Origin of the sequence: Paraburkholderia acidisoli (assembly GCF_009789675.1) — a bacterium.
Classification (GTDB): domain Bacteria; phylum Pseudomonadota; class Gammaproteobacteria; order Burkholderiales; family Burkholderiaceae; genus Paraburkholderia; species Paraburkholderia acidisoli.
On sequence record NZ_CP046914.1, the window covers coordinates 955,781 to 977,601 of the forward strand.

Consider the following 21,821-nt stretch of genomic DNA (forward strand, 5'->3'; position numbering starts at 1 on the left):
ACGCCGATTTTCCAACCTTAAAACCGCCCGGCCACGCTCGCAATATCGGGACGGAGTGTTTCGCTACAATCGCTGCAACGCACCATGGCCGCGCGCCCGCCGCGCATCGAAAAAAAGCCGCGCCTGAGTCGCCGAATCATAAACACGCGATCCCGCATCACGCCTCGCAGCCCGCGCTGCGTTTCGCTTCACGCTCGATCAGCAGGAGACTTCATGTCGTTCATCATCGTTCTTGCCGCACTCGCCTTTCTCATGCTGGCCGCCTACCGCGGCTACAGCGTGATTCTGTTCGCGCCCGTCGCGGCGCTCGCCGCCGTCCTGCTCACCGATCCCGCCGCCGTCGCGCCGGTGTTTTCCGGCATCTTCATGGAGAAGATGGTGGGCTTCGTGAAGCTCTATTTCCCCGTGTTCCTGCTGGGCGCGGTGTTCGGCAAGGTCATCGAGCTTTCCGGCTTTTCGGAGTCGATCGTGGCCGCCGCGATCCGCTATATCGGCCGCTCGCGCGCCAACGCTGTGATCGTCGCCGTATGCGCGTTGCTCACCTACGGCGGCGTTTCGCTGTTCGTGGTGGTGTTCGCGGTGTATCCGTTCGCGGCGGAACTGTATCGGCAAAGCAATATTCCCAAGCGGCTGATGCCCGGCGCCATCGCGCTCGGCGCGTTCTCGTTCACCATGGACTCGCTGCCCGGCACGCCGCAGATCCAGAACATCATCCCGACCACGTTCTTCAAGACGACGGCATGGGCCGCGCCCGCGCTGGGCGTGATCGGCTCGGTCTTCATCATCGTGGTGGGACTCACGTACCTCGAATGGCGCCGCCGCAGTGCCATGGCGAAGGGCGAAGGCTACGGCAGCTCGCTCGTGAACGAGCCGGAGCACGTGCAGACCGAACATCTGCCGAATCCGCTGCTCGCCATCGCGCCGCTCGTGCTGGTGGGCGTGGCGAATTTCGTGCTCACGCGCTGGATTCCCGTCTGGTACGGCGACACCGTGAGCGTGCCGCCCGAAGTGCTGCCCGGCCTGCACGCGCCGGTTTCGGCCACGGTCAAGCAGGTCGTGGCGATCTGGTCGGTGGAAGGCGCGCTGCTGCTCGGCATCGTGCTCGTGATCCTCACGGCGTTCGGCCGCGTGAAGGCGCGTTTCGCAACCGGCACGAAGGCGGCCGTGGCGGGCGCGCTGCTCGCCTCGATGAACACGGCGTCGGAATATGGTTTCGGCGGCGTGATCGCGGCGCTGCCCGGCTTCCTCGTGGTCAGCGACGCGCTCAAGAGCATTCCGAACCCGCTCGTCAACGCGGCCGTTTCGGTCAGCTCGCTCGCGGGCATCACGGGCTCGGCCTCGGGCGGCATGAGCATCGCGCTCGCAGCCATGTCCGACACGTTCATCAAGGGCGCGCAGGCCGCCAACATTCCGCTCGACGTGCTGCACCGCGTGGTGGCCATGGCGAGCGGCGGCATGGACACGCTCCCGCACAATGGCGCCGTGATCACGCTGCTCGCGGTGACGGGCTTGACGCACCGCGAGTCGTATCGCGACATCTTCGCGGTCACGGTGATCAAGACGCTCGCCGTGTTCTTCGTGATCGCCGTGTACTACGCAACGGGGCTGGTGTGAGCCGCGCCGTCGACGTGACCGGTCTGACGCGACCGTGATCGCTCCCGTGCCGCAAGACCTCATCCACCTCGCGCAACTGCGCGTCTTCACGATCGTCGTGGAGGAAGGCAGCGCGGCCCGCGCCGCGCTGCGGCTCTTTCGCGCGCAGTCGGCGGTCACGCGCGCGCTGCGCGAGCTGGAAGACGCGCTCGGCGAGCCGCTCATGGAGCGCCACGCGTCGGGCATGCTGCCCACGCCGGTCGGCCGCGCCGTGTACGAGCGCGCATGCCGCGTGTTCGCCGAACTCGAACAACTCGCGCAGTGGTCGGCCGCGCGGCAAACGCGGGCACGCGCGATTGCCGCGGGCGCGATTCCGCCGTATCTGCTCAACACGCGGCGGCTGCAATTGCTCGTGGCGCTCGTGCGTCATCAGCACATGCCGAGCGCGGCGCAGGCACTGGGCGTGAGCCAGCCCGCCGTGAGCAGCGCCATGCGCATTCTCGAAACCGGCGCGGGCGCGGCGCTGTTTCACCGTACGGCGCGCGGCGTGCAACTCACGAGCGAAGGCGAGACCTTCGCCTTGCGCGTGCGTCGCGCGCTCAACGAACTGCGCCACATTCCCGACGATATCGCCGCCGTGCAAGGCAGCATTCGCGGCTTCGTCACCGTGGGCGCGCTGCCGTTCTCGCGCACGCTGATTCTGCCCGAGGCCATCGCGCGCGTGCGGCGCGCCTGGCCCGGCGTGCACGTCATCACCGACGAAAGCGCCTACGAAACGCTCGTCGCGGGCCTGCGCGCGGGCGATATCGACTTCATCCTGGGCGCACTGCGCCCGACCGATCCGGCGAGCGGCGTGCACGCGGAGCCGTTGATCTCCGAGAACATGGTCGCGCTGGTTCGTCCCGACCATCCGCTCGCGGGCAAGCGCCGTTTGCGTCTCGAACAGCTGGCCGAAGCCGAATGGATCCTGCCGCGCAAGCACACGCCCGCGCGCTCGATGCTCGACGCGCTGTTCGTGCGCGCCGGGCTCGAACCGCCCGTCCCCGCCGTGGAAACCGCCGATCTCGCGACTATCCGCGGCCTGCTGCTGCGCACCGACATGATCGCGGTCCTCTCCGCGCATCAAGTGCATTACGAATTGCAGACCGGGCACATGGCGATCCTGAACGTGCCGCTCGCGCAGACGGAACGCGACATCGGCCTGACGATGCGCGCCGCGTTCGAGCCCTCGCCCGCCGCGCGCAAGCTCGCCGACGCGATCCGCGAAGTCGCGCGGGAAACCATCGCCGATAAACAAAATAGGCGGCAGATTTAACGCTCGGCAACGGCCAACCGCTCGCGTCTCCCGCAAAATCCATTCAAAAGAATCGAGGCGGAGACAATGAGGCTGCTGCGAAAACTGTATGTCCAGGTGCTGATCGCGATCGCGCTGGCCATTGCGTTCGGCCTGATCGCACCACACCAGGCCGTGAAGATGAAGCCGCTCGGCGAGAGCTTCATCGCGCTGCTGAAGATGATGCTCGGGCCCATCATCTTTTGCACCGTGGTGCACGGCGTGGGCCATATCAAGGACTTCAAGCGGCTCGGCCGCCTCGGCGTGAAGACGCTGCTCTATTTCGAAGTGGTCAGCACGCTCGCGATGTTCACGGGCTTCGCCATCGTCAATCTCGTGCGGCCCGGCGACGGTCTGCACGCCAGCGCGTTCAGCACGAGCGAAGGCGCGGCCGCCGCGATCAAGGCAGGCACGACCGGCGACTTCTCGTTCACGCACTTTCTCGTCTCGATCATTCCGCGCACGCTCGTGGCCGCGTTCGTGAGCGGCGACATCCTGCCCGTGCTGTTCGTCTCGCTGCTCGTGGGCTTCGCGCTCGCGACCTGCGCAAAGCCCGACTGGGTCACGTTTCGCTTCATCGAAGAAGCGCAAACCGTGGTGTTCAAGATGCTCGGCTTCATCATGCGTCTTTCGCCGCTCGGCGCATTCGGCGCCATGGCCACGGCCGTGGGCAGTTATGGCGGCGTGACCTTGCTGTATCTGCTGCGCTACGTGCTCACGTATTACGCCAGCGCGCTGTGCTTCGTGTTCGTGGTGCTCGGCGCCGTCGCGGGGCTCGCGGGCTTTTCGATCTTTCGCATTCTCTCGCTCATCAAGGAAGAAGCGATTCTGGCGATGGGCACCGCCGCGAGCGAAGTGGCGTTTCCCCGCCTCGTGACCAAGCTCGAACAGGCGGGCTGCGACGAAGTGGTGGTGGGCTTCGTGCTGCCCGCCGGCTACAGCTTCAATATCGACGGCGCGTGCCTCTACATGGCGTGCGGCGTGGGCTTCATCTCCCAGGCCACCGACACGCCGCTGAGCCTCACGCAGCAACTCGCGCTGCTCGCGGTCATGCTGCTGACCTCGAAGGGCGGCGCGGGCGCGGCGGGCGGCGCGCTCGTCAAACTCGCCGCGACGATCCAGTCGTCGCGCGCCCTGCCGCTCTCGGGCGTGGGCTTGCTGTTCGGCATCGACCGCATTCTGGCGATCGCCACGTCCACCACGAACGTGATCGGCAATTCGGTGGCCGTGCTCGTGCTGGCGAAATGGGAAAACCTGTTCGACCGGCAGAAGTTCGAGGCGCATCTCGCGGGACGCGCGACTGTCGAAGCGACAACCGTCGAACCGGCGCGCGAACCTGCCGCCCTATCCACCCACGAAACGCGGCGCTGACTATCACGCGCCGCCTCATTGCTTTATCGACATCGAAATAGCGAGTCACACCATGAGCCAGAGTCATTCCACTTCCATCACGCGCGTGGCGATCGTCGGGTTCGGCGAAGTCGGGCCGATCTTCGCGCATGCGTTGTCGCAGGCGGGCGTGCACGTCTCGACCTACGACATCAAACTCGACAACGCCAGCACGCGCGCCGCGCTGCTTACGCGCGCGAGCGAAAACGGCGCGCAGGCGGCGGACAACCTTGCCTCCGCGCTCGACAACGCGCAACTCGTGTTCTCGGCCGTCACCGCGAGCCAGGCCGAAGCCGTGGCGAGCGCGTGCGCGCGGCATCTCGTGGCGGGTCAAACCTTCGTGGATCTCAACTCCGTTTCGCCGGCCGTGAAGCAGCGCAACAGCACGGCTGTGGAAGCGAGCGGCGCGCACTACGTGGAAGCCGCGGTGATGGCGCCCGTGCCGCCGCAAGGCATTCGCGTGCCGATGCTGCTGGGCGGCCGCCACGCCGCGGCAACCGCCGAAACGCTCAATGCACTCGACATGCGCGCGCAAGCGGTGGCCGCGGAAGTCGGGCTTGCCTCGGCGATCAAGCTGTGCCGCAGCATCATGATCAAGGGCATGGAAGCGATGTGCGTGCAGTCGATGCTGGCCGCGCGCGAGTTTGGCGTGGACGATCGCGTGCTCGCCTCGCTGGCCGCGAGCTTTCCGGGCGTGGGCTGGGACAACGGCTACGAGTCGTATTTAATTGGCCGCGTGGTCGAGCACGGGCAGCGACGCTCGGAGGAAATGCGCGAAGCCGCGGCGATGCTCGACGGGCTCGGCATGTCGAGCGCACTCGCCAACGCCATCGCCGATGTGCAGGAGACGCTCGCGGCGCGCGGCGCGCCGCTGCTCGAATCGCTCGACGAAAAGGGCCGTTTGCCGGCATGGCGCACGCTGCTCAAGGCGGGGTGATTCAGGTTCGATGCAGCGCGTGCGAGTGAGTTCGCGACTCGCGTCACGCGCGCGCCCATCGACATTCGATTCACGCTCAAGCCGCGCGCTTCGCGCCCGGCACGCCCATGACCAGCGCCGCGCCGCTCGCCACGAGCAACGCCGCCAGCAGATACAGCGCGTTGTCCATGCTGCCCGTGTGCGTCTTGATGAGGCCGATCGCCCACGGGCTCACGATCCCGCTCGTGATGCCGATACTGCTGATCAGCGCGATGCCCGCCGCGGCCGCCTTGCCCGACAAATGCGCGGAAGGCACGGCCCAGAAGATCGGCAGCGCGGCGAAGATCAGCACGGCCGCGACAGAGAGAATCGCCATCATTGCCGCGAAGCTCGCGAGATGCAGCGTGAGCAACGCCAACGCGACGCCGCCGCCCGCCGTGCAGACCGCGAAGTGCCAGCGGCGCTCGCCGCGCCGGTCCGAGCGGCGGGCGATCAGCATGAGGCCGACCGCGCCAATCGCATTCGGAATCACCGTGTACAAGCTGATCGAGAGCACGTCGTGCACGCCGAAGTCGCGAATCATCAGCGGCATCCAGAAGTTCAGCGTGAGCGATGCGCACGTCAGCGAAAAATAGATGAACGCGAACAGATAAACCCGCGGATTGCGCAGCGCGGCGCCGAACGAGCGTGTCGAGTGCGTGTGGGATTCGGCATTGTCGCTGTCGCGTTGCGCGACGAGATGCGCCTTCTCCGCCGGGCTCAGCCACTTCGCGTGCTCGGGGCCGTCCACGAGCCAGAACGCCGCCAGCAAACCCAGCACGACGGCCGGCAAGCCTTCGATCACGAACATCCAGCGCCAGCCTTCGAGGCCCGCCACGCCGCCCATGTCGCGCATGATCCAGCCGGAGATCAGGCCGCCCAGCACGCCCGCCACCGCCACGCCCGCGAAAAAGACCGAGAACACCGCCGCGCGCCGGCGCGCCGGATACCAGTACGTGAGATACAGCACGATGCCGGGAAAGAAGCCCGCTTCGAACACGCCGAGCAAAAAGCGCAGCGCGTAGAAATGCACAGGATTCCGAACGAACATCATGCAGGTGGACGCAATGCCCCACAGCAGCATGATGCGCGTGAACGTGCGGCGCGCGCCGAAGCGGGCGAGCAGCATGTTGCTCGGCACTTCGCAGAGCACGTAGCCCACGTAGAACACGGCGGCGCCCAGGCCGTACATCGCGTCGCTGAAGCCGAGGTCGTGCTTCATCTGCAACTGCGCGAAGCCGATGTTGATGCGGTCGAGAAACGACACCACGTAGCACAGGAACAGAAACGGAATGACACGCGCCGAGACTTTGCGATACAGCGCGTCGTCGTGGGCGTCGGTGGGGGACAACGTGTGGGCGGGCGCGCCGAACGCGCGCGCCGCTTCGGACGCGCGGTCCGGGGCGATCGATTGAGGCATCTGCCTGTCTCCAAACTTGGCTCGGGTTCGCGGCGTGGCGAACCATGCATGCGTGGCGTCTTGCGCGCCTTGCGCGGGGTGGCCGGCGCGCCGCGAAGGCGCGTTTCCCAGCCGTGAGCCGATGATAGAAGGCGCGGCTTTTATTTGTCAATGACGAAATGTTTCGTCTTACGCTAATCAAGGGTTTTCCTTGAGCGCGCGTTGTTCGGCCCTCGATACGGCCGTTGCGACCGCGCGAATCGAACGCGCCATCGACGCAAATCGCTCGAATCCAGGTTAGCAAACAAAAGCGCTTGCAACCGTTGGCACGAGTCTCTATAATTCGCGCCTCGACAGGCTCGTAGCTCAGTTGGTTAGAGCACCACCTTGACATGGTGGGGGTCGTTGGTTCGAATCCAATCGAGCCTACCAACGAACAAGCAGTAAGAAGCACCTTGCAAATGCCGCATACCCTCACGGGTCTGCGGCATTTTCTTTTGGTGCGCCTCGAGGTTGTCAGGCGGCCATCGCGCCCGCCAATGCCGCGCGCTTAATCGCTCGCCTCGCTTTGCATAGCGCGAGCGTGCGCGCATAGCTTTGCAGAAATCGTCAGTTCTACCCGCCGCGCAAGCCTGCTTGAATGAACGCTCCACGTTCAGCCGAGGAGACTTTCGATGTCCGACGTTCACACGCAGCGCGCTTCATCGCCTTCACCGTCTTCGCAGTCGTTGGTCCCGCCCACGCGGCCGTCACGGGACGCGCTCGACTTGCGTCGGGTCGCGGGCCGCATCGGCGCGCGCATCGACAACGTGCGTCTCGGCGCCGACCTCGACCGCGCGACCTTCGACGCCATCCACGCCGCGCTGCTGCGCCACAAGGTGCTGTTCTTCCGCGGCCAGCAGCATCTCGACGATGCCGCGCAGCAAGCCTTCGCGCAGCGTTTCGGCGAAACGGTCGCGCATCCCACGGTGCCCTCGGTCGAAGGCGGCCAGTTGCTCGAACTCGATTCGCTGCACGGCGCGCGCGCCAACTCGTGGCACACCGACGTCACGTTCGTCGACGCGTATCCGAAAGTCTCGATCCTGCGCGCGGTGACGATTCCCGAGTTCGGCGGCGACACCGTATGGGCCAACACGGCCGCCGCGTACGACAACTTGCCCGACGCCTTGCGCGCCCTCGCCGACACGCTCTGGGCGCTCCACACCAACGCCTACGATTACGCGGCCTCGCACGCGAACGCCGACCCCGCGCAACTCAAGCGCTATCGCGACGTGTTCACGTCCACGGTCTATGAAACCGAGCATCCCGTCGTGCGCGTGCATCCCGAAACGGGCGAGCGCTCGCTCGTGCTCGGCCACTTCGTGCAGCGGCTCAAGGGACTTTCCGCGCACGATTCGGCGCATCTGCTGCAGGTCTTCCACGAGCACGTCACGCGGCTCGAAAACACCGTGCGCTGGAACTGGCAGGAAGGCGACGTCGCAATCTGGGACAACCGCGCGACGCAGCACTACGCGATCAACGATTACGGCAATGCACGCCGCGTCGTGCGGCGCGCGACGGTGCGCGGCGAAGTGCCCGTGAGCATCGACGGCCGCGAGAGCGTGATCGTGCGCGGCGCCGCCTCGACGTTGCAATGACGACGCGACGCCGATGAGCGATGCCGATACGGCGCGTTAGCGGGAAGCCGCGAACGCGTCGCCGTCGATCGACAATTCGCGTCCGGCGAGCAGGTCCGCCAGCAGTTGCGCGCTGCCCAGCGCGAGCGTGAAGCCGAGCGCGCCGTGCCCTGTGTTGAGCCACAGATTGCGAAAGTGCGTGGCGCCGATCAGCGGCTTGCTGTCGGGCGTGGCCGGGCGCATGCCGGTCCACGTCTGCAGCGCGCCGGAATCGGCCGCCTCGGGAGAGCCCGCCTCGGGAGAGCCCGCCTCGGGAGAGCCCGCCTCGGGAAAGCCCGCCTCGGGAAAGGTTTCGCGTGCCTGGCGCGTGAGCAACGCGATGCGTGCTTCGTCGGCGTGGGCGCTCATGCCCGCGAGATCCACCATGCCCGCAATGCGCAGGCGCTCGCCGAGCGGCGCGTAGACCACCTTGTGATGCGCGTCCGTGACCGACACGCGCGGCGCACCCTGCGCATTCGCGTGCGGCAGCGTGAGGCTGTAGCCCTTGAGCGGATACACCGGCACGTGCACGCCGAGCGCGGCCAGCATCGGCTGACTCTGAAAGCCGAGGCACACGACGAACGCGTCCGCCTCGATATTGCCCGCCGACGTTTGCGCCGCGAGCACGCGCAAGCCCTTCGTGCGCAGGCCCGTGAATTCGGTGGCGAGTTCGAGATGCGCGCCCTCGCGTTTCGCGGCGAGCGCGAGACCGCGCGTGAAGCGGTCGCAGTCGCCGGCTTCCTCGCCCGGCGTGTGAATGCCGCCCACGATCTGCTCGCCGATGGAAGCGAGCGCGGGTTCGAGCGCAACACAGGCCGCGCCGTCGAGCACGTGCTGTTCGCAACCGAGCGTGGCCTGAAACCCGGCCTGACGGCGCGCGCCTTCCAAAGCTTCCCCGTCGCGATACACGACGAGCTTGCCGTTGCGCACGTAGTCGAAGTCGAGGGCCTCGCGCGCCACGACCTCGTGCATCAAACGCTGGCTCAGAAAGCCGAGCGCAAGCAGGGCCGCGGTACTTTGACGGCTACGCGCGCGCGTGCAGGCGCGTAAAAACGCGAGACACCAGCGCCATTGATGCAGGTCCAGTTGCGGCACGAAGCGCAACGCGGCGTCGCGCGACATCAGCATGCGGGGAAGTTTGGCGAGCACGCCGGGGTCGGCGAGCGGCGCGACGTAGGCGTAACTCAGCTGGCCGCCGTTCGCGTGGCTCGTTTCGCGCGCCACATCGGCATGACGCTCGACGAGCGTGACTTCGTGTCCTTCGCGGGCAAGCGCGTAAGCCGTCGTTACGCCGATCACCCCGCCGCCCAATACGCACACTCGCATCGTTCGCAGTTCTCGCTGGCGTGCGGCCGAACCGTTCGGCCGCCTTGCTCTACGACAACAGTCTGACCGCGAAGGTTGCGCAACTCAATGACGATTTAATGGCGATTTGCGCGCACGACCGATGCGCGGGCAACGGTCATGCGTCCTGGCCTGAGCCAACCCTGCGTAAAAAATGCGTCGATAACGCGTCGATGCAGCGTCGACAAGGCGTGGAAGCGTTCGATCGCGCGTGCTTCAGGCGAGCGCCGGCGCGCGCGCCGCCCCCACCGCCGCGGCGCCACGCCCCGCACGCGCGGCCGCTTGCCCCACGCTCTGCGCGCCGCTCTGTCCCGCGCCGCCCAGATGAAACACCGAGACCGCTTCGCGCAGCGAATCCGCCTGCGCTTCGAGCGATTGCGCGGCGGCCGCCGCCTCTTCCACGAGCGCCGCGTTGCGCTGGGTGACTTCGTCGATCTGCGCGACCGCGCGGTTCACCTGCTCGATGCCGTCGCTCTGTTCGTGCGTGGCCGCTTCGATGTCGGCCATGATGCCGCTCACGCGCGCGACCGCGTTGCGCGCGTCGTCCATCGTGCGGCGCGCGTCTTCCACGAGCCGCGCCCCCGCGCCCACCGTCGCCACCGAAGTCGCGATCAGCTCCTTGATCTCCTTGGCCGCCGTGCCCGAGCGCTGCGCGAGCGAACGCACCTCGCTCGCGACCACGGCGAAGCCGCGGCCCTGCTCGCCCGCGCGCGCCGCTTCCACCGCTGCATTGAGCGCGAGAATATTGGTCTGGAACGCGATGCCCTCGATGATGCCGGTGATCTCCTCGACCTTGTGCGACGAAGCGGAGATGTCGTTCATCGTGGCGTTCACCTGCGCCACCACGTTCGCGCCGCGCGTGACGGTGTCGAGCGCGCCCTGCGCGAGACCGCTGGCCTCCTTCGCGCCATCGGTGTTCTGACGCACCGCCGCCGACAGTTCCTCCAGGCTCGCCGCCGTTTCTTCGAGCGCGGCCGCTTGCTGCGAGGTGCGATCGGAAAGATCCGCGTTACCCGAGGCGATCTGCTTCGCGCCGTGCGTGATCTCCTGCGTGCTGCCGCGCACGCGCGCCACCGTGCCCACGAGTCCGTCGCGCATGGTCTGCAACGCGCCGAGCAACTGGCCCATTTCGTTCTTCGACTTCACTTTCACGTCCACGGTCAGATCGCCGGCCGCGATGCGCTCGAAATGCTGGATCGCCTGATTGACCGGCTTGACGACCGCCGCCGTCAGCCCGGCGCGCGCCACGAGCCCGATCGCGACGCCCACCACGGCCACGATGCCGAACACGAGCAGCGAGAGCCGGAAGCGCAGCGCGGCGGTTTCGGCGTCGTGCTGCTGGCGCGCGTTCTGCCACGTTTCGAGCGCCTCGATCGTTTTCGCGTAAGTCGCGTAGAACTTGTCGGCCGTTTCGCCCTGGATCGTGCGGAAGGTGTTGAAGTCGTTGTCGACGAGCGCCTTGTACTCCGGCTCCAGCGCCTGCTCCACGAGCGCCTGGCGCGCGTTGCTCACGGCCTGCGCGAGGCGCGCTTCGTCCGCGTCCGCGAACGGCCCGGCGCTGTACTGCGCGAATTCCTTGTTCGAGTTGAGCAAGACCTGATGCGCCTGATCGAGCATCCCTTCGGTCGACTTGCCCACGCTGAACAGCGTCTCGTAGCCGCCGAGCGCAAGGCGCACCTGCAACAGGCGCTCGGAACTCGTCTTGAGCGCGCCGGCCGATTGCGCGCTGCGCTGCGCGTCGCGCAGGCTGTCGTTGGTGAGCTTGAGCGCGCCATACGACACGCCGATCACCGTCAGCAGGAACGCGACGAAGATACCGATAACGAGCGTCAGCCCGCCACGAATGGTGAAGTTTTTGAGCATGAGGTCTCCGATGCGTATTGTTCTCTTCCAGCCGATGCGGTCCAGCGCGGCCCAACGCACTCTCGCATCTCGTTTCGGCTTACGGCGGCCGAACGACCGTGCTGAATAGGGGAAATCCATGACGCGCGGAGGGCAATCCGGCTTGTGCTATCGTTTTCCTTTCGCCGATTTGCGTTTTGCATAATCCGTCGCCAAACGCCCGGTTTTCCGCTGATCCGTTCCTCGTTCCGCCATGTCCGATCTCTCCACGCCGCTCGCGCGCGCGCCGCGCCGCTTCGACTCCATCAATCCGAAATCGCTGGGCGTTGCGCTCGCGCTCGTCCTGCTCGGCGCCGCATATCTCGCGCAAACCGTGAGCGCGCGCCAGGCGGCGCTCTACCTCGTCGGCGCGCTGCTCGGCCTCACGCTCTATCACGCGGCGTTCGGCTTCACCTCGGCATGGCGCGTCTTTATCGCCGACGGTCGCGGCGCGGGCTTGCGCGCGCAAATGGTCATGCTCGCGCTCGGCGTGCTGCTGTTCTTCCCGGCGCTCGCGGCCGGTTCGCTGTTCGGCCATCCGGTCACGGGCCTCGTGTCGCCCGCGGGCACCTCGGTGGTCGTCGGCGCGTTCATGTTCGGCGTGGGCATGCAGCTGGGCGGCGGTTGCGCCTCGGGCACGCTCTACACCGTGGGCGGCGGCAGCACGCGCATGATCGTCACGCTGATCGCCTTCGTGGTGGGCTCGGTCGTCGCCACGGCGCACATGCCGTTCTGGACGTCGATGCCGCAACTCAAGCCGCTCTCGCTCGTCAACGCGCTCGGCGTGGTGCCGGCCATCGTGCTCAATCTCGCCGTGTTCGCGCTGATCGCCGCGCTGACCGTCGTCATCGAAAAACGCCGTCACGGCCAGTTGATCAACGCGACGGAACGCGCGCCGCACGCTTCGCCGTGGCTGCATGGCCCGTGGCCGATGGTCGCGGGCGCCGTCGCGCTCGCCGTGCTCAATTTCGCGACGCTCGCGCTGTCGGGCCGTCCGTGGGGCGTGACGTCGGCGTTCGCGCTGTGGGGCGCGAAGGGTTTCGCCGCGCTCGGCGTGGACGTCGCCAGCTGGAAGTACTGGATGGCCGGCCCGAACGCGGCCGCGCTCTCGGCGCCCGCCAGCCACGACGTGACCACGGTCATGGACATCGGCATCGTGCTCGGCGCCATGGCCGCGGCTTCGCTCGCGGGCCGCTACGCGCCGGTGTGGCGCGTGCCGCTGCGCTCGCTGATCGCGGCGGTCGTGGGCGGTCTGCTGCTCGGTTACGGCGCGCGGCTCGCGTACGGCTGCAATATCGGCGCGTATTTCAGCGGCATCGTTTCGGGCAGCCTGCATGGCTGGCTGTGGCTCGTGTGCGCGTTCGCGGGCAACGTGCTCGGCACGAAGCTGCGGCCGCTGTTCGGTCTCGAAGTGGAGCGCGTGCGCAACACGGGTTGCTGATTTTTGCCGATCGCGTTGGATCGGCAGAATCCAGCGGCGGTAAGAACCGCGCGGCGCGCTACGAATGCGAGCCGCAAAAAAGAAGGGCAAGGCGGGGAGCCTTGCCCTTTTTTACACGTTCCGGCACTTTTTGCCGGTCGCGTTGCCCGGTGGACCGGTTTAGATCTTCAGGCGCGAAACCTTCGTGCCCGCGAGCGAGACGTCGCCCATCAGGCCGGCGTTCGTGAGCACGAACACTTCGACCGGCTTCGTGGCCGTGTTCGTGTCGATCGCGCCGTTCGCGCCGATCGTGACGAGCGCCACCGAAGCGTCGGCGCCTGCCGACCAGCCGTCCGTGTTGCGGAACTGATCCAGCGCCTGCTGGTTCATGAAGCAGAAGATCAGCGCCTTCGACTGCGCACCGGCTTGCAGGCCGAACGAGCCCGACACCGTGCTGTAGTAGCCCACCGACGAGCCGCCCACGCGCAGCGCGCCTTCGCCGTACTGCGCGCCGACGATGAAGCCCGCTTGCAGCACCGACGGGAACACGAGCACGCCGCGCGACTTCGCGACGAGTTCACGCGAACCCTGAACCGTGGTGTACAGCTTTTGCATCGTGGCGTCGATGCTGGAATCGATCGACTGGCGCTTCGACATGTCCGTCGCCGCGTTGTTTTGACCCGGAGGCGTCGTGGTACAGCCCGCGAGCGTCAGACCGCCCGAAGCCAGAGTCACAGCCGCCGTAAGCATGAAGTTGCGTCGTTGCATTTGATTATCTCCACACGAATATGAGAGTGCGGGAGGGTGACAGCAATCAGCGTGCCCGCCCTTTCCGCTTTCGTTGTCCTCAGGTGCATCGGCCGGTTTCGGGCGATACCCAACCTCGCCTTGCATTGATTGTGCCCGAATTAACCTTACAGCGTTCTTAGCGCAACCGCGGCGCATGGTATGGGCGCGGCGCCCTCACGGCTGGGTGGCTTGCCAGGACGAATCGGGATCGAACGCCTTCAGCGCCGCGGCCACCCGCGCGCCGTTCGGCCCGAGATTCTTCTGATACAGCTGTCCGTCCTGATCGACGATAAAACTCATCACACCCGTCTTGCCGTACTCGGCGGGCCACGCCACCAGCGCAAAGCCGTTCGCCAGCTCGCCGTTGTCGAGATAGTTGCGCGCGCCACCGTTCGCATGCGCGCCCTGCGCCGTGAGAATGCGGAAGTGATAGCCGTGATAGCCCTCCTTCGGCGAGACCTTCGCGTCATGCGGCATGGACGCGGCGAGCGGGCCAAGCGGGCTTTCGGCCTCGCCCGGCTCGACCGGCCAGTACAGGCCGTCGCGCGCGCCCGGCGTGCTCACGAAACGCAGCGCGTAATGCTGCGTGAGCTTGCGGTAGTCGTTTTGCGCGTCGACATACGCGAGCGAGGTGAGCATGGCCGCGCGCTCGTTGCGCCCGAGGCGGCGCGTGAGAATTTCGCCCGCGCCTTCGCGCGGGTCGAAGCGCCAGCCCTTGCCCGCCTGCACGAGCGGGATGGGCAGCGTCCAGCCGCTGTCGCCCACTTCGAGATGCGCGCTCGCCTTGCCCGCGACCGGTGTGGCGTCCGGCACGACGCGATGGCCTTTCGACCAGGCGCCCAGATAGTCGTAGATGTCGTCCTGCCCGATGTTGTGCGTGGGGATGAACTCCGTGAAGTTGCTGCCGAGCACGTGCTTCATCGCGTCCTGGTCGTTGGTCGCGAGCGCGTCGGTGAAAGCGTCTGCGGCCGCTTCGGGCGTGTCGTACACGGCTTGCGCGTGCGCGGCGCTGGCCAGATGCCAATGCGCGGGCAACAACGCGGGCGCGGCGAACAACGCCACGGCTCCGAAAGCCGCGCCGAACGCGAGCGCGAAGTCAGGCAGACGGCGTGCGTGAATGCGGATCATGGTTAGCTCCTCGTCAATGTCAACGTGCCCGGCCGAAGTGACGTTCGCCGCCACCGCCGCCGCCGAGTCGCCCACCGCCGCCACCCAGGCCGCCACCGCCGCCAAAGTTGCCGCGCTGCCCCGCGCCGCCCGCGCCTAAATTGCCGCCGCCCGCGCCCCCGCGATCCTGGAACGACGCGCGGCTCTGCTGCCCGCGCTGCTGGTCGGCGCGCGCGTTGCCGCCGTCGCCGGCGCCGCGCAGCGCGTTGTCGCGGTTCGTGTTCTGCGCGCGATTGTTGAGGTCGTTCTGCCGATTACCGCCGCCGTTCTGCGTGCGCCCGCCCAGGTCGTTTTGCCGATTGGCACCGGCGTTTTGCGCCCGGTTGTTCAGGTCGTTCGCGCGATTGCCGTTCTGGCCATTCGCGTTCGGCCGGTTACCTTGCTGAATGCCTTGCAGGCGCTCGCTTGCGTTGCCGCTCAAGTTTTGTCCCGTGCGGTTCTGCATGGTCTGCATGGCCTGCGAGCGCGACTGGTCGTAGCCGCGATACTGGTTGCGCTGGCCGTTGAGGTTCGCGTTGTTGAGATTGCCGTTGTTGAAGTTCTGGCGCCGCTCCACGTTCGTGTTGCGATTCCAGTTGGACGTGGCGTTGTTCGTGTTGATGCGGTTGTTGACGTTGATGTTGTTGTAGCGATTCACGTTGATGTTGACGTCGTGCGTGCCCCAGCTAAAGCCGCCCCACAACGAGTTCGCCACCGCCACGCCCGCGCCGAACGCGAGCCCGCTCACGAAGCCCGTGGCGATCGCATAACCCGGAGGCGGCGGCATATACACCGGCGGATACGCGGGATACGGCCACGTGCCGTACACCACCGTGGGGTTGTAGGTGGGCACGTAGACCACTTGCGGATTCGCCGGCTCGATCACGATGGTCTGTGTCGTGGTGGTGCTCGTGGCCGGTTGCACGACCACCTTCTGCTGCTCGTTCGTCTTGAGATTGCCCGCCTTCTGCGCCTGCACGCGCAAGCGCTGCACCGAATCCATCACGTCGTTCGGTTGCGCGAGAAAGGCATTGCCGACCTGCGCGACCCAGTCGGGCTTGGACTGCATCGTGGCCAGCACCTGCGGGAACGCCACCAGCGACTGCACGCTCGGGTCCCATGGTTGCGAAGCGACGGCCTTCACCGCGTCGTCGCCTTTCACGTTGGGATTCGCTTTCGACCATTGCGCGGCGGCCTGCACGTCTTGCGGAAACGTGGCCGCCATGAGCACCTGCGCGAGCAACGCGTCGGGGTAAAGCGCGATGGGCGCGGTCAACGCGTCGAGTTGCTGATTGGAGAGATGCGCCGCGCTTTGCGCCAAGGCGGCGGTGGGCCCAGCGGGTCCAACGAACAGCGGCGCGCCCACCAGTGTGGCGCACACGAGCCAGGCGAAGCGCTGGCTGACACCGGACGATTTCACGTTACAGTCCTCCCGGTTGCGAAACAATGTTGCGAACCATTTCAATCTCCAGGCACTCCGAATCTTTGCAAACAAGACGACAAAGGGATTTCTAAAAAAATTATCGCTTGCTACACAAAAGTATGGGGCGAGACTGGCACTGTCAATCGAAGATATGTTTCGGCACAACGATTACGCGAACTGCATCAAAGTTTGCGCGCATGACAGAAAGCAACGGGAACGGAACCGCGGCACGTTGGTCGCGCCGCGCATCACGCTCAATGCGGTTGCGGATGCAAGCGCGATTCGTTCGTCTCGAGATGCATCCGCACGAAGCCAATATGCTCGCGCAGCACATAGAACGCGTCGGCGTAAGCGAGCGGCATGCGCACGGTGTTGAGCGAGCGCTCGATCTCGTCGAGTTCGTCGCGCAGCGCGCGGCGCTCGTCTTCGCTCGTGTGCTTGAGCGCATCGCGTTCGATAGCGATGAGCGTGCCGTAATAGCGATAAATGCGCGAGCGCACGCGCCAGCGATACAGCGCGGGAATCAGCCGCAGCGCGGGAATCACGAGCACCGCGAGCGGCAGCAGCAACACCACCAGCCGATCCGTCACGCTCGCGAGCCAGAACGGCAATGCGCGATACCAGAAACTCTTGCCCGACTTGTAGTAGCGCGTGGCGTCTTCGCTGACGCGAAAGTCGTGCACGGCGGCGCTCGGGAATTCGCCCGCGCGTTGCAAGAGGCCCGGCGCGCCGTTGACTTCGGTGGCCGCTTCGATCAGCAGATCGGAGAGCGCGGGATGCAGCGTATCGCGCGCGACGAGTTCGACCGTGGGGCCGATCAGATGCACGGTCTCGGGCGGCACGCGCCGCCGCAGATCGAGCACGCCGGGCGGCAAGTCCATGTTCTCGAGATACGGAAAAAGCCGCGTGTAGGCGCTGGCTTCGTCGATGCTCATCACCGAAATGCCCGGTATGCCGAGCAAGCGTTGCATGAGCGCGCGCGTGGTGGAATCGCCGCTCAGGATCGCGGCTTCCACGTTGCCGGAAACGAGCGCGGTGGCGGCCTGCAAACCGTCGAGCGGCAGAAAGGTCGAATCGCCGCCGGGCTCCATGCCGTTCGCATCGAGCAGACGCAGCGCGAGTTCGCGCGTGCCGCTGCCCACGCGGCCGATGGCGATGCGCTTGCCGTCGAGTTGCGAAAGCTGCGTGAAACCGGAGCCGCGATAAAACACGACCATGGGCAGATACGCCACGCTGCCGAGCGACATCAGCGAACTCACGTCGCGGCCGTCGGCGATCCCGCCTTGCACGAACGCGAGATCGACATGCTGCTTGGGGTCGAGCAGGCGGTCGAGGTTCTGCACGGAGCCGTCCGACTCGATCACCTTGAGCTTCACGCCGTTGCGCGCGAGGATCTCGCGATAGGCTTGCGCCATCTGCATGAAGGAGCTGTCGGTGGGACCCGCGCTGAGCGTGATGGTGCGCGGCGGCGCGGGATTCACGAGCCACACCACGAGCCCGATCACGACGATACAGAATGCCGCCACGGGCAGCGCGGACAGCGCGAGATCGCGCCACGCGGGATGCGCATGGTCGCGCAGAAAGTTCGGCGGCGGCGGTCGATGTCGTCTCATGAGAATCCGGCGAAGCGCAGATCCAGCGTCGAGACCTCATCATGCCATTTTCACGCCAGCGCCGATTGCTGGCGTTTCCCCCTAAGTCTTGCGCCGCAGTTCGCCCGCGTGCGAAAGCCTTGCGTCAGCTTGCGGCCTGCGTGAGCGAGAACAATTCGGCGCGCAACGCTTTCGCGCGATCGCGCTTCACGTGGCGCTCGAATTCCGCCTGGGCGGCGAGCCACAGCGCATGCGCCTTGTCGTAGCGGCGCAAACCCGCCGCCGAAAGGCGATACACCAGCGTGCGCGTGTCGTGCTCCGCCGAGGCGCTCAGCACGAGGCCGTCGCGTTGCAACGGCTTGAGCGCGCGCAGCAACGTGGTGCGCTCCATCACGAGGTCGTCGGAGAGTTCGGCGGCCGTGGCGTCGGGATGGCCGGCGAGACGCGAAAGGATCGTGAATTGCGCGGCCGTGACGTCGGCTTGCGACAGATGGCGCTCGTAAAGCTGCGTGACGAAACGCGCGGCCTGGCGCAGCGCAAAACAGTTGCATTCCTCGCGAATCACCCGCTTCGTCATCGTCGTCATCCTCTTGCAAGCCTGGCCGCCACCATGGCGACCGGCCATCTTACGTTCCAGAACGCAGCCGCGAAACCCCGCCTGCGCCGCAAGCGCAGCGTCATGATGCCGCGCTCGCAGATTCATTCTAGATATGCATATGCACAGATTCAAACGCTTTTGGCGAAAAACACCATTGCGCTCGCCAGGAGGATCGAACCCTGGCGAGCGCGACATCCACGAAAACGACTTACGCCACGGCCGGAAAATCGATGGTCGTATCGTTGATGCGGTTCACGAGGTTGGTGAACGTGATCGACGAAACCGCGAGCGCGATTTCCACCAGTTGACGCTCCGTGTAACCGGCTTCGCGAATCGCGCCAACAGCCGCTGCGGGCACCGTGCCGCGCGTGGTCACGAGCACGCGCACGAACTGCACGAGCGCGTCGCGCTTCGCGTCGCCGCTGGGCTCGCCCGCGCGCACCAGTTTCATCGTTTCCGGCGACAAACCCGCGTACTTGCCCGCGAGCGTATGCGCGGCCACGCAGTAATCGCAGCCCGCCACTTCGCTCACGGCGAGCTTGACCGTTTCGATTTCGGCCTTCGAGAGCGTGCCCGCGCTGATCGCCGCCTCGGTGGCGAGCATCGCGCCGAGCGCGGCCGGGCTATGCGTGCCGATGGTGGCGTAGGCATTGGGGACCTTGCCGACGGCCTTGCGGATCTTTGCAAACAGATCGGCGGCTTCGCCGGTGGCGGCATCGGGCTGAATGGCGGAAAGACGGGACATGAGCGACTCCTGATTAACGGGGATGAAATTGCGGGCCATCGTCGACGGCTTGATGCCAGTCTATTCGCCCGTTGCGGGTCTTTTAATGCCAGAATGGCGCGACTTCATGCTCGATCGTCTCATCCGCCTATCATGGATTTGCTCAGTCGCCTCCTTGCGCTGATGCCCGTTGCGGGCAAGCTCGACGTGCGCTGCCATTTCGGCGCGCCGTGGCGTATCGACCAAAGCGCCGCCGACGCGCGCGAGATTCGTTATCACGTGCTGCTCTCGGGCCGCGCCATCGTCGAAGATTCGCACGGCGCGCCCACGGCCTTGCAGGCGGGCGACATCGTGCTGTTTCCGTCCGGCAGCCCGCACGTGCTGCACGACGGCAGCGGCGCCGAGCCCGCGCCCGCCGACAAACGCCTCGAACACGGCATTACCGTGGAAACCAATACGGGCGAAGGCGCCGCCGCCGACGTGCTGTGCGGGCGCTTCCTGCTGCCCGCCGTGCCGCAACGGCTGCTGCGCGAGAATCTGCCCGCGCGGCTCGTCGTGCACAGCGCGCGCGAAGGCAGCAGCGTGCCCGAGCGGCTCGTGCGTCTGATCGCGCTGCTGCGCGACGAAGCGTACGAAGCCGCGCCCGGCAGCGTGTCGCTCGTGAACCATCTTTCGGGCGCGCTGTTCGCGCTCACGCTGCGCTATGCGAGCGACACCGACGCGCCGCCGCGCGGCCTGCTCGCGCTCGCGCAGCGCCCGCGCCTGCAGCCCGCCATCGACGCCATGTTCGAAACGCCGGGCAAGGCGTGGACGCTGCCCGAACTCGCCGAGCTATGCCACATGTCGCGCGCGACCTTCGCGCGGCACTTCGACGAAGCGATCGGCCGTTCCGCCTCCGACGTGCTCACGGACATTCGCATGACGCTCGCGGGCCGCATGCTCGCGCAGGGCAATCAGCCCGTGGCGGAGATCGGCGAGTTCGTGGGCTATCAATCGGACGCCGCGTTCCAGCGCGGTTTCAAGCGCCACGTGGGCATGACGCCCGCGCAATGGCGCTCGCTCGCGCGCGAGGGCAATGCGCCCGCGCTCGCCGAATAACGCGTCGCTTGCCGCGTCCATGACCGCGTCAATTGAAGCGTGCTCACATGGCCGCAGCCGGTTCGCGCGAGGCGATCACGTCGCCGCTCTGGCTCCAGCCGCCGCCCAGCGAGCGATACAACGCAACCGCCGCGAGCGCGTGTTCGCGGCGCGCGTCGTTGAGCAGGTCTTCGTCGGCGAGCCAGGTTTGCTGCGCGCTGAGCACATCGAGAAAGTCGGTGGCGCCGCCCTTGTAGAGCTGATTCGCGAGCTTGAGCGATTGTGCGGAAGACGTCACCGCGTCGGTTAGCTGCTGCGTCTGGTCGCCCGCGCTCACGAGATCGCTGCGGCTGTCCTCCACTTCGCGCAGCGCCTGCAACATCGTCTGCTGCAACTTCAGCTGCGATTCGCGCATGCGGCTTTCGCTCTGATCGATGTCGGCGGTGATACGGCCCGCGTTGAAGATCGGGCTGGTTGCGCCGAGCGCCGCGCTGAACAGATTGTCGGTAAGTGCAGGCATGCCGAGATACGAGGCGGCGAGCACGCCGTCGCTCAAGTTGAGCGAGAACTTCGGATAACGCTCGGCGCGCGCCACGCCCACTTCGGCCGCGCGCTGCTGCACCGTTGCGTAGGCGGCCTGCACGTCGGGGCGGCGCAGCAGCGCTTCCGAGGGCAGCAGTTGCGGCACGTTCGAAGGCGCGACGGGAATGGACGCGGCCCGCGCGAGCGCGAGTTGCGCGACTGCTTCCGGCGTGCGGCCCGTGTACACGGCGATCAGGTTCAGTTGATGGTCGATGCTCGATTGCGCGCGCGGCAGGCGTGCCTGCAATTCGCTCAACTGCGTCTGCGCGCGCGTGACGTCGAGTTGCGTGGAAAGCCCGTATTTCAGCCTATCCTGGGTGAGCGTCAAGGTGTGTTTGCGGATCTCCAGGTTGTCCTGAAGAATTTTCAGTTCCGCCTGGGCCCACCGCAAATCGACGTACGCCGAAGCCGTGTCCGCCGCGAGCGCGAGGCGCACCGCATCGAGCGCATGCTGCTGGCCCACGAGATTCGCCTGCGCCGCCAGCAGGTCGAGCCGCTCGCCGCCAAACACGTCGGGAGCCCAGCTGAGCGCGAGTCCCGCGCCCGCCTGCTTCACGTAGCCGAGCGGCGGCGGCGTGTTTTGCCGCGCATACGCGCCTTGCGCCTTGAAGTCGAGTTGCGGCAGCAGCACCGCGTGCTTTTGCGTGGTGATCGACTGCGCCTGCTTCACGCGTTCGGCGGCGGCCTGCAAGTCGAGGTTGCCGTCGAATACCGAAGCGAGCAGCGCATCGAGCGTCGGATCGTTGAATTGCGCCCACCACGTACGCGCATCGACGGCATTTTGCGGCGCGTCGATCCGCCATGCCGCGGGCGCTGTCTGTTGCACCGTGGCGGGCAGATCGGCGTGTTGCGCCGGGCCGAGCGCGCACGCGGCCAGTGCCGCCGCGGCGAGCACCGTGAGCATCGCGCGCAGCGGCTGGA

17 protein-coding genes and 1 tRNA gene are annotated in these 21,821 nt (G+C 66.5%); 8 read left to right on the forward strand and 10 right to left on the reverse strand.

Features of this window, described 5'->3' with window-relative positions:
* The first annotated feature begins 213 nt into the window (after positions 1-213).
* The 4 genes from FAZ98_RS18400 to FAZ98_RS18415 all read left to right on the forward strand — a co-directional run bounded on the left by FAZ98_RS18400 (position 214) and on the right by FAZ98_RS18415 (position 5,252).
* Positions 214-1,614 carry a GntP family permease gene (locus tag FAZ98_RS18400; RefSeq protein WP_158952729.1) on the forward strand — a complete coding sequence of 467 codons (1,401 nt, stop codon included), beginning with the start codon at positions 214-216 and terminating at the stop codon, positions 1,612-1,614.
* A 34-nt stretch (positions 1,615-1,648) separates the two neighbouring features.
* Positions 1,649-2,908 (forward strand): LysR family transcriptional regulator, encoded by a 1,260-nt coding sequence (locus tag FAZ98_RS18405; protein WP_199272345.1) that lies wholly within the window; start codon positions 1,649-1,651, stop codon positions 2,906-2,908.
* A gap of 66 nt (positions 2,909-2,974) precedes the next feature.
* A complete protein-coding gene (locus FAZ98_RS18410; protein WP_158952730.1) occupies positions 2,975-4,297 on the forward strand; it encodes a cation:dicarboxylate symporter family transporter in 1,323 nt (440 codons plus the stop codon).
* Between the two features lie 52 nt (positions 4,298-4,349).
* Positions 4,350-5,252 carry an NAD(P)-dependent oxidoreductase gene (locus FAZ98_RS18415; RefSeq protein WP_158952731.1) on the forward strand — a complete coding sequence of 301 codons (903 nt, stop codon included), beginning with the start codon at positions 4,350-4,352 and terminating at the stop codon, positions 5,250-5,252.
* 76 nt (positions 5,253-5,328) lie between these two features.
* Here FAZ98_RS18415 and FAZ98_RS18420 read toward each other — a convergent pair whose 3' ends face one another.
* Positions 5,329-6,690 (reverse strand): MFS transporter, encoded by a 1,362-nt coding sequence (locus FAZ98_RS18420; RefSeq protein WP_158952732.1) that lies wholly within the window; start codon positions 6,688-6,690, stop codon positions 5,329-5,331.
* A 334-nt stretch (positions 6,691-7,024) separates the two neighbouring features.
* Here FAZ98_RS18420 and FAZ98_RS18425 point away from each other — a divergent pair.
* Both FAZ98_RS18425 and FAZ98_RS18430 read left to right on the forward strand, forming a co-directional pair.
* A tRNA-Val gene (locus tag FAZ98_RS18425) sits at positions 7,025-7,101 on the forward strand.
* A 242-nt stretch (positions 7,102-7,343) separates the two neighbouring features.
* Positions 7,344-8,306: a TauD/TfdA dioxygenase family protein gene (locus FAZ98_RS18430; RefSeq protein ID WP_158952733.1), complete on the forward strand. Its 963-nt coding sequence runs from the start codon at positions 7,344-7,346 to the stop codon at positions 8,304-8,306.
* A 36-nt stretch (positions 8,307-8,342) separates the two neighbouring features.
* On the opposite strand, the gene FAZ98_RS18435 is transcribed toward FAZ98_RS18430, so the two are convergent.
* Entirely contained in the window at positions 8,343-9,650 is a 1,308-nt protein-coding gene (locus tag FAZ98_RS18435) for a D-amino acid dehydrogenase (protein ID WP_158952734.1), read from the reverse strand.
* Between the two features lie 234 nt (positions 9,651-9,884).
* Positions 9,885-11,531, reverse strand: coding sequence for a methyl-accepting chemotaxis protein (locus FAZ98_RS18440; protein ID WP_158952735.1), 1,647 nt, complete (start codon positions 11,529-11,531; stop codon positions 9,885-9,887).
* A 232-nt stretch (positions 11,532-11,763) separates the two neighbouring features.
* On the opposite strand from FAZ98_RS18440, the gene FAZ98_RS18445 reads away from it, so the two are divergent.
* A complete protein-coding gene (locus FAZ98_RS18445; RefSeq protein WP_158952736.1) occupies positions 11,764-12,990 on the forward strand; it encodes a YeeE/YedE family protein in 1,227 nt (408 codons plus the stop codon).
* Positions 12,991-13,149: 159 nt separating this feature from the next.
* On the opposite strand, the gene FAZ98_RS18450 is transcribed toward FAZ98_RS18445, so the two are convergent.
* The 6 genes from FAZ98_RS18450 to FAZ98_RS18475 all read right to left on the reverse strand — a co-directional run bounded on the left by FAZ98_RS18450 (position 13,150) and on the right by FAZ98_RS18475 (position 19,262).
* Positions 13,150-13,737 carry a BPSL1445 family SYLF domain-containing lipoprotein gene (locus tag FAZ98_RS18450; protein ID WP_158952737.1) on the reverse strand — a complete coding sequence of 196 codons (588 nt, stop codon included), beginning with the start codon at positions 13,735-13,737 and terminating at the stop codon, positions 13,150-13,152.
* 195 nt (positions 13,738-13,932) lie between these two features.
* On the reverse strand, positions 13,933-14,886 hold the full coding sequence (locus FAZ98_RS18455) for a DUF2950 domain-containing protein (protein WP_158952738.1): 954 nt from the start codon (positions 14,884-14,886) through the stop codon (positions 13,933-13,935).
* 19 nt (positions 14,887-14,905) lie between these two features.
* Positions 14,906-16,324, reverse strand: coding sequence for a DUF3300 domain-containing protein (locus FAZ98_RS18460; RefSeq protein ID WP_158952739.1), 1,419 nt, complete (start codon positions 16,322-16,324; stop codon positions 14,906-14,908).
* A gap of 257 nt (positions 16,325-16,581) precedes the next feature.
* A complete protein-coding gene (locus tag FAZ98_RS18465; protein WP_158952740.1) occupies positions 16,582-17,940 on the reverse strand; it encodes a TAXI family TRAP transporter solute-binding subunit in 1,359 nt (452 codons plus the stop codon).
* Positions 17,941-18,064: 124 nt separating this feature from the next.
* Positions 18,065-18,496, reverse strand: coding sequence for a MarR family winged helix-turn-helix transcriptional regulator (locus FAZ98_RS18470; protein WP_158952741.1), 432 nt, complete (start codon positions 18,494-18,496; stop codon positions 18,065-18,067).
* Between the two features lie 229 nt (positions 18,497-18,725).
* Positions 18,726-19,262, reverse strand: a complete 537-nt coding sequence (locus FAZ98_RS18475; RefSeq protein ID WP_158952742.1) for a carboxymuconolactone decarboxylase family protein — start codon at positions 19,260-19,262, stop codon at positions 18,726-18,728.
* Positions 19,263-19,394: 132 nt separating this feature from the next.
* Here FAZ98_RS18475 and FAZ98_RS18480 point away from each other — a divergent pair, with 132 nt between their 5' ends.
* Positions 19,395-20,339 carry an AraC family transcriptional regulator gene (locus tag FAZ98_RS18480; RefSeq protein WP_158952743.1) on the forward strand — a complete coding sequence of 315 codons (945 nt, stop codon included), beginning with the start codon at positions 19,395-19,397 and terminating at the stop codon, positions 20,337-20,339.
* A gap of 43 nt (positions 20,340-20,382) precedes the next feature.
* Here FAZ98_RS18480 and FAZ98_RS18485 read toward each other — a convergent pair whose 3' ends face one another.
* Positions 20,383-21,813 (reverse strand): efflux transporter outer membrane subunit, encoded by a 1,431-nt coding sequence (locus FAZ98_RS18485; protein WP_158954033.1) that lies wholly within the window; start codon positions 21,811-21,813, stop codon positions 20,383-20,385.
* Between the last annotated feature and the right edge of the window lie 8 nt (positions 21,814-21,821).

Bases quoted from the DNA above. Each gene is read 5' to 3' on its own strand.
- FAZ98_RS18400 (WP_158952729.1), top strand. From the start codon at position 214: ATGTCGTTCATCATCGTTCTTGCCGCACTCGCCTTTCTCATGCTGGCC.
- FAZ98_RS18410 (WP_158952730.1), top strand. From the start codon at position 2,975: ATGAGGCTGCTGCGAAAACTGTATGTCCAGGTGCTGATCGCGATCGCG.
- FAZ98_RS18415 (WP_158952731.1), top strand. From the start codon at position 4,350: ATGAGCCAGAGTCATTCCACTTCCATCACGCGCGTGGCGATCGTCGGG.
- FAZ98_RS18420 (WP_158952732.1), bottom strand. From the start codon at position 6,690: ATGCCTCAATCGATCGCCCCGGACCGCGCGTCCGAAGCGGCGCGCGCG.
- FAZ98_RS18430 (WP_158952733.1), top strand. From the start codon at position 7,344: ATGTCCGACGTTCACACGCAGCGCGCTTCATCGCCTTCACCGTCTTCG.
- FAZ98_RS18435 (WP_158952734.1), bottom strand. From the start codon at position 9,650: ATGCGAGTGTGCGTATTGGGCGGCGGGGTGATCGGCGTAACGACGGCT.
- FAZ98_RS18440 (WP_158952735.1), bottom strand. From the start codon at position 11,531: ATGCTCAAAAACTTCACCATTCGTGGCGGGCTGACGCTCGTTATCGGT.
- FAZ98_RS18445 (WP_158952736.1), top strand. From the start codon at position 11,764: ATGTCCGATCTCTCCACGCCGCTCGCGCGCGCGCCGCGCCGCTTCGAC.
- FAZ98_RS18450 (WP_158952737.1), bottom strand. From the start codon at position 13,737: ATGCAACGACGCAACTTCATGCTTACGGCGGCTGTGACTCTGGCTTCG.
- FAZ98_RS18455 (WP_158952738.1), bottom strand. From the start codon at position 14,886: ATGATCCGCATTCACGCACGCCGTCTGCCTGACTTCGCGCTCGCGTTC.
- FAZ98_RS18465 (WP_158952740.1), bottom strand. From the start codon at position 17,940: ATGAGACGACATCGACCGCCGCCGCCGAACTTTCTGCGCGACCATGCG.
- FAZ98_RS18470 (WP_158952741.1), bottom strand. From the start codon at position 18,496: ATGACGAAGCGGGTGATTCGCGAGGAATGCAACTGTTTTGCGCTGCGC.
- FAZ98_RS18475 (WP_158952742.1), bottom strand. From the start codon at position 19,262: ATGTCCCGTCTTTCCGCCATTCAGCCCGATGCCGCCACCGGCGAAGCC.
- FAZ98_RS18480 (WP_158952743.1), top strand. From the start codon at position 19,395: ATGGATTTGCTCAGTCGCCTCCTTGCGCTGATGCCCGTTGCGGGCAAG.